Raw genomic sequence first — 14198 nt, forward strand, 5'->3', positions numbered from 1 at the left:
TTTTAACGAAATGATTAAGTATTATTGCGGATTTGTATTAGTCTTGCTTGTGTAAATGTACATCCATTTGTGGAAATGGGATTGTAATGTCTGCATCATCTAATGCAATTTTAATGTTCTCTAATAATGCCCAGTACGTTGGCCAGTAATCACCAGAGTTTACCCAAGGACGCACAATAAAGTTTACGCTTGAGTCTGCAAGTTCAGAAACTGCAACAGTGTATGCTGGATCTTTAAGTAAACGAGTCTCTGCGTCAAGTACTGACTGTAATACTTCTTTTGTTTTACGTAAGTCAGCATCGTAACCTACACCAATTACTAAATCGATACGGCGAGTAGACTCACGCGAGAAGTTAGTAATAGCACCAGACATAATTTGTGAATTTGGTACGATAATTACTTTGTTATCTGGAGTGCGAAGCTCTGTAGAGAATATTTCAATTTTTTTAACCGTGCCCATTTTACCGCCAGCTTCAACAAACTCACCTGATTTAAATGGACGAAGCAATATAATAAGTACGCCAGATGCAAAGTTAGACAGCGAACCTTGCAGCGCTAAACCAACAGCTAGGCCAGCCGCACCTAAAATAGCAATAAACGAGGTTGTTTCTATACCGATTTGCGAAAGTGCCATTAAAATAGTGGCAGCAAATACGATGGCATAAACTATACTCGATACAAATGAGCCTACAGCTTTATCAACTTTCTTTTTATCGAATGTTTTTTCTGTTAAGCCTGCACAAAACTTGGCAATACGGCTACCAAGTAAAAAGATAACAAGCGCAATAACTGCTTGAATACCGTAGTGTAAAATTAGGCCTGAGTTTTCGTTTAGCCAAGTAAGTATTGAATCCATAGTAACTCCAAATAGTTTTTATTAAGCAATTTCCCGCAAGTGAGTATACATTAATTTACATTTTATTCTCATTAAATAGTAAATTATCACTACAAAATAATTTTTATTATCAGCGCTAATACGCTACACACTCTTTATGAACCTTTACTGATAGTAGGCAATTTTATGAAATATTTATTTTTTTTGATTTTTTTTAATTTTAGGCTTCACAACATTTATAATATTATGTATTATGCGCGCCACACCAAACGAGGTGTGTAGTGGCGGTTGTAGCTCAGTTGGTAGAGCCCCGGATTGTGATTCCGGTTGTCGCGGGTTCAAGCCCCGTCAATCGCCCCATTTTTTCTCTTCTTATTTTTTCATGTAAACTTCCTAGCAATATTTAAAATAAATTATTAATTTATTACCCTCAATGAAATAACTTTTCACACACCCATTTTTATTTATATTAATTTTTGTTTTTAAATACGTTTTAAAATAGCATCCAATCTAAAGTGCGTTTAGATTTTTATTAAAAATGTATCGAAGTAATACTATAAAAATAGGCGAGTTTGAAACTGCGGTATAATTAAAAATGCTTATCGAGGGCGTGGAGTTTAATCATCAAGCTATAAAAAATGCCACCTTGCGGTGGCATTTACACACGGGTTATTTCTACAAGTAGAAATTCTTTTTATTTTTGATTATTTTTAAACAAAAATTATGCCGTAAATGTAGCACTAAGGCCTATATCTAGCAATAAAAAGGTAACCTGTAGTTATAGATCACTTAATTAAGCAAATTGGTATTAGTAACCTAAACCGTGCTGGGTAACCAATTTTTCATGGTTTCTGGTGTCATCGTTTTTAAACTTTGATACACACGTATTTTTCTTCAAGGTATTCATCAAGCCCTTGATGGCCGCCTTCTCGGCCTAAGCCTGATTGCTTAACTCCACCAAACGGTGCCACTGGGTTAGATATAACCCCTTCGTTAACACCAACCATGCCAAACTCAAGCCCTTCGCTAATACGATAAATCTGCTTGATATTTTGACTGTAAAAATAAGCCGCTAAGCCATATGGAACATCGTTAGCAAGGGCTAGTACTTCGCTTTCTTCATCAAAAGGAATAACAGTTAATACCGGGCCAAATACTTCTTCGTGGTATATATCCATTTCGGTCGTTACGTTAGTAACAATAAGCGGGTTTTGAAAGCTGCCGCCTAAGTCGCTGTTATCCCCTATTAGGTCTGCGCCTTTATCAAGTGCATCTTGCACAAGCTGCTGCACTTTTTCTTTCGCTTTTGGGTAAATAAGGGGGCCAATGTCTACGTCCTCTTCAAACCCATTGGCTACTTTTAATGCGGCTACTTTAGGCGTAATTTTACTCAGCACTTCATCTAAAATACTGCGCTGAATAAAAATGCGGTTTGCGGCTACACATGCTTGGCCACTGTTTCTAAACTTAGCCGCCATGAGGCCGTCGATTGCTTCGTCTATATCGGCGTTATCAAAAATAATAAAGGGGGCGTTTCCGCCAAGTTCCATGGAGGTACGTTTAATCGTACCCGCACACTGAGAAAGTAACTGCTTGCCTACGCCTGTTGAACCTGTAAAAGTAAATTTGCGCACCACTTCTGAGTCAGTAAGTATTTGTCCGACTGTTTTTGCGTCTTGCGAAATCAGTACGTTAAAAGCCCCTTTTACAAACCCAGCTTGATCGGCAAGGTATGCCAACGCCAAAGCACATAAAGGTGTATATTCAGAAGGTTTTAGCACAAAACTACAGCCTGCAGCGTATGCTGGCGCCACTTTACGTGTCACCATAGCAACCGGAAAGTTCCAAGGAGTAATGCCAGCCACAACGCCTACAGGTTGTTTAAAGCTCGTTAATCTATGTGTATCGTCGGTTGGGGGGATCACATCGCCGTAACTGCGTTTAGCTTCTTCTGCAAACCATTTTATAAACCCAGCGCCATAGTCTATTTCACCTAACGACTCTTTAAGCGGTTTACCTTGCTCTTTGGTCATTAGCTCAGCAAGCGTTTGCTTGTGTTTTATTATCAGCTCATACCAACGCATTAGCGTATTACTTCGCTCAGTGGCATTGGTTGATTTTAACTTAACAAACGCACCTTGCGCTGCCTTTATTGCGCTATTAACGCCTTGCTCGTCTATATCACTTACTTCAACAATACTTTTTTCGGTCGCGGGGTCGTCAACGCTAAAACGTTTATTGGTTTTATAAAATTCACCATTAATAAACGAGTCACAAAAAATTAGATTACTCAAAATAGACCTCCGAAATAGTTTTATGGGTTAGGTAAAACGCGTAGCAGCGGGTTTAGCCAAAAGCGATAATTCCTTGACTGTAATTCGACCTGTAAAACGTGATCACTTTAGATCTAGGCCTATTTTAAAAACGCGACATAAAGTCGCTGCTACGGTGTAAGATGTAGCAGCGGGTTTACCCCGCGATTATGATTACGTGGTCATTCATTTAAAAACGCGACGTAAAGTCGCTGCTACCGTGTAAATGTAGCAGCGGGTTTACCCGGCGATTATGATTACGTGATCATTCATTTAAAAACGCGACATAAAGTCGCTGCTACGTGCTTATACAATCTCTTAAACAAAAAAGCCGCTGTAAAAAACAGCGGCTTTTAAAAAATTCTCGTTAATTAAAAACTAGTGCTCTTCATTAACGATATTGAGATTGTACTTAGGTATTTCAACTACTAAGTCTTCATCTCTAATCACTGCTTGGCATCCTAAGCGAGATTCTGACTCTAAGCCCCATGCTTTATCTAGCATGTCGTCTTCGAGCTCATCGCTTTCATCTAGTGAGTCAAAGCCTTCGCGGATCACTAAATGGCATGTAGTACATGCACACGATTTTTCACATGCGTGTGGAATGCTAATGCCGTTTTTAAGGGCCACATCAAGGACTGTTTCGCCCGCAGGCGCTTCAAGTGCTGCACCGTCAGGACATAATTCCGGATGGGGAAGAAAAATAATTTGTGGCATTCTAACCTCTTTAAACGTTGTCTACTGACTGCCCTGTAAGGGCCTTTTTAATTGATGCATCCATTCTGCGCGAGGCAAAATCGCTGCTAGCGTTATCTACTTTTTCAATTGCGGCTTTAATTTCACCTGGTTGCTGTGCGGTCTCGCGCACTTTAGCAAGCTCGCTTATTTCAGCTTTTAAATTAGCAAGTTGAATATCGTCGAGCAACTCACCGTCGCTAGCAAGTGACGCCTCTAGTGCTTCTATAACACGTAGCGCCTCTACTTGTTGCTCTTTAAGCATACGTGCTTGCATGTCATCTTTAGCGTTGCTCATTGACTCTTTAAGCATGTTAGCTACTTGGTCATCAGATAAGCCAAATGATGGTTTAACTTGGATTTCAGCTTGCACACCAGTCGATTTTTCCATTGCTGATACACTTAACAAGCCATCGGCATCCACTTTAAAGGTAACACGAATATGTGCAGCACCTGCTGCCATAGCCGGTATACCTTTTAAGCTAAATTTAGCCAGCGAGCGGCAATCGTCAACCAGTTCGCGCTCACCTTGTAGCACATGTAAAGACATTGCCGTTTGGCCGTCTTTAAAGGTAGTAAATTCTTGCGCACGAGCAACAGGAATAGTGGTATTACGCGGAATTATTTTTTCAACTAACCCACCCATCGTTTCAAGGCCAAGTGACAGTGGCAATACATCAAGTAATAGCATGTCAGAATCGGGCTTATTACCTACTAATACATCAGCTTGTAATGCTGCACCTAGTGCAACAACACGATCCGGGTCGATTGATGTTAGCGGCTCTTTTTCAAAAAACCCTTCAACTTGGCTGCGAACCAGTGGCATGCGAGTTGAACCGCCTACCATTACAACTTGCAGCACTTCTTCGTTTTCGATGCCAGCATCTTTTACTGCACGACGACACGAACGAAGTGTTTTTTTAACAAGTGGCATAGCCAGCTCGTCAAAAGTTTCGCGTGTCACTTCTACGGTGTGTTTTTGCTCGTCAAATTCAAGCACTACATTTACTTTTGCGTACTGGCTTAGGGCTTCTTTACAGGCTTTTGCTTTATTAATAAATAAGCGAAGCACAGAAGGTGATAATGATGACACACCTGTTTGCTGCTTAAAGTAATCGACTAATAACGAATCAAAATCATCGCCACCTAAGCTTGAATCACCGCCAGTTGCCATTACTTCAAACACACCTTGGTGTAAGCGAAGTATAGAAATATCAAAGGTGCCGCCGCCTAAATCGTAAACAGCAATGATACCTTCTTGGCCCGAGTCTAACCCGTAAGCGACTGCCGCAGCGGTTGGCTCGTTTAATAAACGTAATACGTTAATGCCAGCAAGTTCGGCTGCATCTTTAGTGCTTTGGCGCTGTGCGTCATCAAAGTACGCAGGCACAGTAATTACTGCACCTAAAATGTCTTGATTACCAAAGCTTTGCTCTGCACGCGCTTTTAGAGCCGCTAAAATATGGCTAGAGGCTTTAACAGGGCTGATTTTTCCGGCATCGGTTTGAATGGCAAGCGAGCCGTTATCTTCACAAAACTGGTACGGTAATTGGCCGTAGCTTTGCTCTATTTCGGCTTGAGTTTTACCTAAAAAACGCTTAACCGAAATAAGGGTATTGGCTGGGTCTTGTGTTGCAGCTTGTGCAGCATCGGTACCTACCGTGATGCCGCCAGCTTGGTAACGCACAACCGATGGCAACATGGCTGCACCAAGGTCATCTGTTAATGTGCGGGCTTCGCCACTTTGTACCGTTGCAACCAATGAATTAGTGGTACCTAGGTCAATACCTATTGCTAATTTGTGTTCATGTGGTGCCGCGCTCTGCCCCGGCTCAGCAATTTGCAATAATGCCATAATGCTCTTTAAACTCGTGTTGCTCGCTTTACAGCAAGTAATTAATCGTCAAATAAACTGTCTTCAATGCGCTCAAGTTCGTCTTCTAATTTATATACAAACTTTAATTTGCGAATGTTGTCAGCAGCTTGTTGATATTGCGCCTCGTCGTTACTTGCAAGTTGCTCGGCAAGTTCATTACTGTATTGGATTTTTAATTGCTTTATTTGTGATTCAAAATTGGCGATAGCGGCCTCAGGGTTACTTGCTGAAGCGAGCTCTTCAAGCTCCTCACGCAGTTCCATTTGCTGCATTAAGAACATTGGATCTTGCAGTGTTTGTTGCTCAGCTCGAATATCAACACCTAGTTCGCTGAGCATATATTCAGCTCGTTTTACTGGGTGTTTTAGCGTTTGTAGCGCATCGTTAATTTCAGCGGTACTTTGTACGGCCATTAACTTATCACGGCTGCTCGCATTAGCGTGGCGATCGGGATGCACTGCGCGCTGCAGCTCTAGGTAATGCTTATTTATTGTTGCCAAGTCAATGTTGTAATCAACTGGTATTGCAAATAACTCAAAGTAACGCATAGCTTCAACCAATAAAATTTAGAAATACAAATTTCACAAATAACAAAGCCCTACAATTACTGGCAGGGCTTAAAAATACTACAAAGGTAGCTGAGCTTAAACAGTAAAGCTTTCGCCACAACCACACTCGTCGGCTTGGTTAGGGTTATTAAATTTAAACCCTTCATTTAAGCCTTCTTTGGTGTAGTCAAGCTCAGTGCCGTCGATGTAAACCAAGCTTTTAGCGTCAACAATTAAGGTAACGCCTTTAGCTTTAAAGGTTTCATCGTCTTCGTTAAGCTCATCAACAAACTCGAGTACATAAGCAAGACCTGAACAGCCCGTCGTTTTAATGCCAACGCGCAGGCCTAAACCTTTACCGCGGTTTGCTAAAAATGATTGTACGCGGTTTGCTGCCGCATCTGTCAATGTCACTGCCATGAATTTCTCTTACTTCGCTTGTTTGCTTTTGTAATCAGCAATTGCTGCTTGAATTGCATCTTCAGCTAAAATTGAACAGTGAATTTTCACTGGTGGTAATTCAAGCTCTGCACTGATATCAGTGTTTTTAATAGTTGATGCTTCGTCTAGTGTTTTGCCTTTCACCCACTCTGTTACAAGTGACGATGAAGCAATTGCACTGCCGCAACCGTATGTTTTAAATTTTGCATCTTCAATAACGCCTTCAGACGATACTTTAATTTGCAATTTCATTACGTCACCACATGCTGGTGCGCCAACCATACCCGTTGCCACTGACGGATCATTTTTGTCTAAAACACCAACGTTACGTGGGTTTTCTACGTGGTCGATTACTTTATCACTATAAGCCATAATTCTATCCTCATTACCTGCTACGGTAGGTGCTCACTCGTATTAGTGGTGAGCCCATTCAACTGAATCTAAATCAACACCTTCTTGATGCATTTCCCATAAAGGAGACATCTCGCGTAGGCGACCGATAGAGTTTTTCATTAATTCAACGGTGTAATCAATTTCTTCTTCGGTAGTAAAACGGCCAATACTAAAACGAATTGAGCTGTGTGCTAGTTCGTCGTTACGGCCAAGTGCGCGTAATACATATGAAGGCTCTAAGCTTGCTGATGTACACGCAGACCCTGATGATACCGCTATGTCTTTTACTGCCATAAGTAACGACTCACCTTCAACAAAGTTAAAGCTGATGTTTACAATACCTGGTACTGATTGGTCTTGTGCGCCGTTAAAGTATACTTCGTCCATATCAGCCATAATGCCGTCAATTAGGCGTTTACGTAATGCGCTGATGTGTGCGTGATCTTTTTCAAAATCTTGCTTAGCAATTCTAAATGCTGCACCCATACCTACTAGCTGATGAGTTGCAAGTGTACCTGAACGCATACCACGTTCATGGCCGCCACCGTGCATTTGCGCTTCTAGGCGAGCGCGTGGTTTACGACGAACGTAAAGTGCGCCAACACCTTTAGGGCCATATACTTTGTGGCCTGAGAACGACATAAAATCAACTTTAAGCTGTTGTACGTCGATTAATACTTTACCTGCGCTTTGTGCTGCATCTACGTGGAACATAATTTTACGTTCGCGACACATTTCACCAATAGTATTGATATCTTGAATTACACCTAGCTCGTTATTAACGTGCATAATGCTGACAAGAATAGTGTCGTCACGCATAGTTTCTTCAAGCTTTTTAAGATCTAACAGGCCGTTTTCTTCAACGTCCATGTAGGTTACTTCAAAGCCTTGGCGCTCAAGTTCACGACACGTGTCGATTACTGCTTTATGCTCAGTTTTAGCGGTAATAACATGCTTACCTTTCTTTTTGTAAAACTGCGCTGCACCTTTAATTGCAAGGTTATTTGATTCTGTTGCGCCCGATGTGAAAACAATTTCACGCGGGTCGGCATTAATTAAATCGGCAATGTCTGTACGCGCTTGGTCAACTACTTCTTCAGCTTGCCAACCAAAACGGTGCGAACGTGACGCAGGATTACCAAAATTACCGTCCATTGTCAGGCATTGCATCATTTCTTTTGCAACACGCTCGTCAACAGGCGTGGTCGCTGCGTAATCTAAATAAATCGGTAACTTCATTTCTCTCTCCGCTGCAGGTCAACTTTTATAGTTGACAGCTTACTTGAATGTTTTCCAACTGCTTAATTGCATTATTGATGCTGTTATCTTGGCGAGATGCGATTTCTTTCACATCTGATTTTTCCACCAATTCAGCTAAGGTAATATTATTTAAAAACTCTTCGATACGTGCGCTTAAATCAGACCATAGGTTATGAGTTAAACAACGCATACCGCTTTGACACCCGGTATCGGCACCTTGGCAACGTGTTGCATCTACCGATTCGTCTACGGCGCTAATTACATCGCCAACAGAGATAACCGCGGCTTCTCGGCCTAGCAAATAACCGCCGCCAGGACCACGAACCGAGCTCACTAAGCCATTTTTACGTAAACGGGCAAATAATTGCTCAAGGTAAGACAAAGAAATTTCTTGTCTTTGTGAAATATCAGCAAGGGCAACAGGACCTACACTCGCATGTAGTGCAACATCCAGCATAGCTGTTACGGCATATCTGCCTTTTGATGTTAACTTCATAACGCCCCCCGCACAAAAGAGTGCAAATTTTAATTACCAGAGTAAAATAGTCAAGTATTATCACTTGATAAAAATTTGATTAGAGAACACTGTTCTATTAACAAATTTTTAATACCTGACCTTTTTGGTCAAGTATTAGGTGTATTGTAATTACTTGAGTGTTTTAGTCAAGTATTAGCTCGTTATTTACCCGCAGGTTTTTATAACCAATCGCTATACCTTACTTAGGAATAGATTTATTAATTGAGGTAAGAATACCGCGCAGTATGTTCAGCTCTGCCTCTTCTGGGCGTGCACGGTTAAACAAACGGCGTAGCTTGGTCATTACTAAACCTGGATGCTGCTTAATAATAAAACCGGTGTTATCGAGCGTCTCTTCTAAATGCTCGTAAAATAACTCTGTTTGTTTTGAGCTTGGGTAAGCAGTCTCATCGTCTGCTTGCTCAGCCTTTGGCTGCTGATTTAAAAACGCCATACGTGTTTCGTAGCTTAGCGTTTGTACCGCCATAGCTAAATTAAGCGAGCTGTACTGTGGATTTGCAGGAATACATACATGGTAATTACACAGCTGTAGTTCTTCGTTAGTTAAACCGCTGTTTTCACGGCCAAATACAAGCGCTACAGGGCCGTTTACAGCCTCAGCAACTAGCTTTTCACCGCACTCACGTGGCTCAACCATAGGCCAAGACAGCGTGCGTGAACGAGCACTCGTACCAATAGTTAATGCACAATCGGCAATCGCATCAGCCACGGTATCAACAATAACCGCATTACCTAAAACATCGGTTGCACCGGCTGCTAAGGCGCTTGCATGGCTGTCTACTTCACAAGCAGGGTCCACTAAATACAGTTTTGATAAACCCATGGTTTTCATGGCGCGAGCCGCCGAACCAATGTTGCCAGAGTGTGAGGTATTAACTAAAACGATGCGAATATCATCTAAGATCATTGCTGTGCTACTTTACTATGCCAAAAAATTGTGCGAATTCTAACATAAAAGCGCGCTAAGATCCTAGATCCTTAAAGCCGATCAACACGCTAAATACCGTTAAACCATGGCCGCTTTTACATACACATCAAAACGGTTCTTTTTTGTTTTAATTTGCATGCTGGGGGTTTGATTGTTTAAAAATGGGGCGTAATCGGGGCGTTTAACGACCACACGCTTACTGGCAAGTGGGTAGGCGAATTCAAGTAAGTCATCGGCGTCGGTATCTGCGCCTACTAATGCCTGAAATACGCGCATTTCTTTTTTAACTAACGCTGATTTTTCTCGGTGTGGAAACATAGGATCTAAATACACTACATCAGGCATGCTCTCGCACTGCTCTAATAACGTGTGGCTTGAGCCAAACACTAAGCTCATATTTTGCTGCATCCACGAACCAATCTCTGCATCTTCGTAAGCGCGTTTTAAGCCATCAAATAATAAAGCTGCTACCACAGGGTGGCGCTCATGCAGTATAACCTTACAGCCAAGTGACGCTAGCACAAAGCCATCTCGGCCAAGCCCGGCGGTGGCATCAAGTACAACAGGGGTTGCGCCTTTATTTAACCCTACCGCTTTTGCGATTGATTGCCCTTTGCCGCCGCCAAACTTACGCCTGTGAGCAACTGCACCTGTTACAAAGTCTACGTTTATTGCGCCAAGTTTAGGCTCATCGCTTTTTAAAAGGCTAAGGCCTTTATCGTCGTAATGCAGAGTAAAACCGCTACAACTTTGCGCCCATTGGGCTAAGTTAAAACGCGTTTCTAGCTCATTTAAATATGGGCGACACTCTTTAAAAGCACACTGAATAACCACTACACACTCCGACGAAAAATTTCAGCTGCAGTATAACAAGCGTTAAAGCACTAAAATAGCTCTATATCGCTTTGGTGCGCAAGACTATGTGAGCTGGCCTCCTCTACTTTAGAGCGTAAGTTGCACAATAATTCGTTGCGGCTCTCGGTCACTTGTTTAAGCTGGTACTTTATAAACGCTAAATCACTATTTGCGGTTACTAGCAGCTGCATAGTTTCGTCTAATTGCGACATGTATAAAGTTAAATCGGCAGGATTGGCGTGTGCTTGTGTTTGTTTAATTGCACAGTTAAGTTCATGAAGCTGCTCTATAAACTGCCTTGTATAGTCGTTTTGTACAACATTTTGGCTAGTAAGCTGCTTTACTATATCTTGCAAAGCAGTGCTAATTTGGGTGGCTTGTTCAAAGCTATTTTCGTTTCTTTCCATAGCAACGACCTTTTCGTTTGTCACTTCGAGTATGTGCGGGAATAAGTCTTTATAACGGCCGTATAAAGCACGATTATCAGCCGGCATATTCTTAATTAATAAAGATATTTTGGGGTAGTTAATAATGGTGCTGTTACCAATATCCACAAACCGATTGGCATTACGGTGCTGCTCTAAAAGCTCCTGCTCGAGCGGGCATACACCACTTTCAAAACTATAAAAATAGCTCCCCCCCTGATACCAAAACACAATAACCACGTCTAAATTAAACGGGCTGAAAAAGGCAAGTAAGTGCTCGCTTAACGAATGAAAGTTATGAGAGTGATAGCTTTGCCCCACAAACCTAACAATACGCCCCATATCCCCCGACTCCGCCAAAGCCATTGCGGCGGTATCTTGCGCTTTAGCTACATCAAATTTTAGCTTTTCACATTGCTGCCGGTACTCATAAAGCACTTTAATGCGTGCCATTAGCTCTTCGGTGTTGAAGGGTTTTATAATGTAGTCAGATGCGCCTACGCTGTAACCTTTTACTCTATCGTTAAGCTCCACCTTAGAGGACAAAAACATAACGGGTATATCGTGTGTTGACTCATCTTCTTTTAGTGCTTGGCATACTTGGTAGCCGGATTTACCGGGCATTTCTATATCAAGTAAAATTATGTCGGGCGTGTGCTTTTTGGCTAGCTTAAGTCCTTGTTCGCCATCTTTAGCGTGAATAAGCTTACAAAAGCCCGCTAAAGCCTCTTCAATAATTCGATGAACATACAAATCGTCATCAATCGTTAGTACCAACTTTGCCATGCCCTAGTCCATTTTGCTGCGTATACACAAAGCATAGTACGGGAGGTTAAAATTACTAAAAACAATTGGCCAATATATTAAAAAACATAAAAAAAGCGCCATGTAGGCGCTTTATAAGGTTAAGTAGTTGTTTATGCAGCTATACCACTGTGACGCAGTAGCGCATCAACATTTGGCTCGCGACCTCGGAACTTTTTAAATAACTCCATAGGTTCTTCACTGCCGCCTTTTTCTAAAATATTTTCTAAGAAGGCTTTACCTGTTTCGGCGTTAAAAATACCGTCTTCTTCAAATTTAGAAAATGCATCGGCAGAGAGTACCTCAGCCCATTTGTACGAGTAGTAACCGGCGCTGTAGCCACCTGCAAAAATATGACTAAAGCCATGTTGAAAACGATTAAACTCAGGCGGGTTAACCACCGACGTGCGGCTACGTACGTCGTTTAAAATCGCTTGAATTTGGCACTCTTGGTTTGCCTGGTAGTCGTGGTGGATTCTAAAATCGAACAATGAAAACTCAATCTGACGCAGCATTTGCATGCCAGAATTATAGTTTTTGGCAGCCAGTAGCTTATCAAGTAGCTCTTTTGGTAATGGCTCACCACTTTCAAAATGGCCTGAAATAAAGCTCAGCGCTTCTTCATCGTAACACCAGTTTTCTAAAAATTGGCTTGGTAGCTCTACGGCATCCCATGCAACGCCGTTAATACCAGCAACAGGAGCAGCATCAACTTGGGTAAGCATGTGGTGTATACCATGGCCAAATTCGTGGAAAAGCGTGGTTACTTCGTCATGTGTAAATAGCGCCGGTTTGTCGCCTACCGCTTTATTAAAGTTACACACTAAGTATGCCACGGGTGTTTGCAATTCGCCGCTGGCGCGCACTTTACGCCCCATACAGTCATCCATCCACGCACCGCCACGTTTGCGCTCACGTGCATATAGATCAAGATAAAAACGACCGCGCAATGTATTACTGCTATCAAAAATTTCAAAAAAGCGAACATCGCTGTGGTAGCTATCAAAGTCGCTTACTTCTTTTACCTTAATACCAAAAAGGCGGTTAACGGTTTCAAATAAACCGCTAAGTACTTTATCTGCAGGGAAGTAAGGGCGCAGTACTTCATCTGAAATTGCGTATTTTTCTTGCTTGAGCTTTTCGCTGTAGTAACCAAAATCCCATGCTTGAAGCTCAGTAATACCATGGTGTTGCTCAGCATAGGCTTTTAGTTCTGCCACTTCTTGCTCTGCTTGAGGCTTAGACTTAGCGGCTAAGTCTTCTAAAAATGAGAAAACTTGCGCTGGCGACTCGGCCATTTTAGTTGCTAATGATTTTTCAGCGTAGTTATTAAACCCTAATAGCTGCGATAGCTCATGGCGTAGTGCAAGCTCTTCTTTCATAATGGCTGAGTTATCAAACTCACCCGCATTAGGGCCTTGATCTGAAGCGCGCGTACAAAATGCCGTGTAGGTTTCTTTGCGCAGTTCGCGGTCATCTGCATAGGTCATTACCGGTAAGTAAGACGGAAAATCAAGCGTAAATACCCAGCCGTCTAAACCTTTGCTTTTAGCTGTTTCGCTAGCAAGCGCTAATGCCGACTCTGGCAAGCCTGCCAATTGGCTTTCATCGGTAATGTGTTTATGCCATGCAAGCGTTGCATCCATTACGTTGTTGCCAAATTTAGAGGCAAGTTCAGATAAACGCGTGCTAATTTCGCCGTAGCGCTTTTGATCTTCTGCTGATAATGCAATGCCTGAAAGTTTAAAATCACGTAGGGCGTTGGTGATGGTTTTTTGCTGCGCAGTGCTGAGTGTTTTAAATTCATCGCTGTTATAAAGCGCATTATACGCTTCGTACAGGCCTTGATGCTGCCCGACAAATGTTGAGTACTCAGATATAAGTGGTAAACATTGCTCGTAGGCTTCACGCAGCTCGTCGTTATTCATGACTGAATTAAGGTGCGATACTGGTGAAAACATACGCGAGAGTTTATCGTCGGCTTCTTCAAGGGGTAATACTAAATCGTTCCATGTATACGAGCCTTTCGCTAACACGTCATCTATGGCTTTACGACATTGCTCTATACCGTGCTTTAGTGCCGGTACTACGTACTCTGGCTTTATTTTTGAAAACGGGGGTAAGCCTTCTAGGCCAATGAGTGGATTTGTTTGTGCTTCGCTCATGAATTTTCTCAATTTAATTGACTATGAATTTGAAGTTGGGGCAAAACGGTGAAATACAAGCCTCCATTAATGGGTCTAATATA

General features: G+C 42.1%; 13 protein-coding genes and 1 tRNA gene. 1 reads left to right on the forward strand and 13 read right to left on the reverse strand.

Annotation, left to right across the window (positions count from 1 at the left end; all coding sequences use genetic code 11):
* Positions 1-37: 37 nt before the first annotated feature.
* Entirely contained in the window at positions 38-856 is an 819-nt protein-coding gene (locus tag AN395_RS09685) for a mechanosensitive ion channel family protein (RefSeq protein WP_024032471.1), read from the reverse strand.
* Between the two features lie 263 nt (positions 857-1119).
* Here AN395_RS09685 and AN395_RS09690 point away from each other — a divergent pair.
* Positions 1120-1195 (forward strand) — tRNA-His (locus AN395_RS09690).
* Positions 1196-1701: 506 nt separating this feature from the next.
* On the opposite strand, the gene AN395_RS09695 is transcribed toward AN395_RS09690, so the two are convergent.
* From AN395_RS09695 to prlC, 12 genes are all read right to left on the reverse strand, one after another.
* Positions 1702-3129 (reverse strand): NAD-dependent succinate-semialdehyde dehydrogenase, encoded by a 1428-nt coding sequence (locus AN395_RS09695; RefSeq protein WP_054982874.1) that lies wholly within the window; start codon positions 3127-3129, stop codon positions 1702-1704.
* Positions 3130-3525: 396 nt separating this feature from the next.
* The gene (gene fdx, locus AN395_RS09700) at positions 3526-3864 is read right to left on the reverse strand and encodes an ISC system 2Fe-2S type ferredoxin (protein WP_004585776.1); all 339 of its coding nucleotides are present in this window, start codon (positions 3862-3864) and stop codon (positions 3526-3528) included.
* 10 nt (positions 3865-3874) lie between these two features.
* Positions 3875-5737 (reverse strand): Fe-S protein assembly chaperone HscA, encoded by a 1863-nt coding sequence (hscA, locus tag AN395_RS09705; protein ID WP_054982875.1) that lies wholly within the window; start codon positions 5735-5737, stop codon positions 3875-3877.
* Between the two features lie 41 nt (positions 5738-5778).
* On the reverse strand, positions 5779-6306 hold the full coding sequence (gene hscB / locus AN395_RS09710) for a co-chaperone HscB (RefSeq protein ID WP_004585774.1): 528 nt from the start codon (positions 6304-6306) through the stop codon (positions 5779-5781).
* 96 nt (positions 6307-6402) lie between these two features.
* Positions 6403-6726 carry an iron-sulfur cluster assembly protein IscA gene (iscA, locus tag AN395_RS09715; protein ID WP_004585773.1) on the reverse strand — a complete coding sequence of 108 codons (324 nt, stop codon included), beginning with the start codon at positions 6724-6726 and terminating at the stop codon, positions 6403-6405.
* Positions 6727-6735: 9 nt separating this feature from the next.
* Positions 6736-7119 carry a Fe-S cluster assembly scaffold IscU gene (gene iscU, locus AN395_RS09720; RefSeq protein ID WP_004585772.1) on the reverse strand — a complete coding sequence of 128 codons (384 nt, stop codon included), beginning with the start codon at positions 7117-7119 and terminating at the stop codon, positions 6736-6738.
* Positions 7120-7161: 42 nt separating this feature from the next.
* Positions 7162-8379, reverse strand: coding sequence for an IscS subfamily cysteine desulfurase (locus AN395_RS09725; protein ID WP_004585771.1), 1218 nt, complete (start codon positions 8377-8379; stop codon positions 7162-7164).
* Between the two features lie 25 nt (positions 8380-8404).
* On the reverse strand, positions 8405-8896 hold the full coding sequence (gene iscR, locus AN395_RS09730; protein WP_004585770.1) for a Fe-S cluster assembly transcriptional regulator IscR: 492 nt from the start codon (positions 8894-8896) through the stop codon (positions 8405-8407).
* A 220-nt stretch (positions 8897-9116) separates the two neighbouring features.
* Entirely contained in the window at positions 9117-9845 is a 729-nt protein-coding gene (gene trmJ / locus AN395_RS09735; protein WP_054982876.1) for a tRNA (cytosine(32)/uridine(32)-2'-O)-methyltransferase TrmJ, read from the reverse strand.
* A gap of 99 nt (positions 9846-9944) precedes the next feature.
* The gene (locus tag AN395_RS09740; RefSeq protein WP_004585768.1) at positions 9945-10700 is read right to left on the reverse strand and encodes a class I SAM-dependent methyltransferase; all 756 of its coding nucleotides are present in this window, start codon (positions 10698-10700) and stop codon (positions 9945-9947) included.
* 50 nt (positions 10701-10750) lie between these two features.
* The gene (locus AN395_RS09745) at positions 10751-11932 is read right to left on the reverse strand and encodes a PleD family two-component system response regulator (protein WP_054982877.1); all 1182 of its coding nucleotides are present in this window, start codon (positions 11930-11932) and stop codon (positions 10751-10753) included.
* 131 nt (positions 11933-12063) lie between these two features.
* Positions 12064-14115: an oligopeptidase A gene (gene prlC / locus AN395_RS09750; protein ID WP_054982878.1), complete on the reverse strand. Its 2052-nt coding sequence runs from the start codon at positions 14113-14115 to the stop codon at positions 12064-12066.
* Positions 14116-14198 lie beyond the last annotated feature (83 nt).

This window comes from Pseudoalteromonas sp. P1-30, assembly GCF_001400005.1.
Lineage (GTDB): Bacteria > Pseudomonadota > Gammaproteobacteria > Enterobacterales > Alteromonadaceae > Pseudoalteromonas > Pseudoalteromonas atlantica.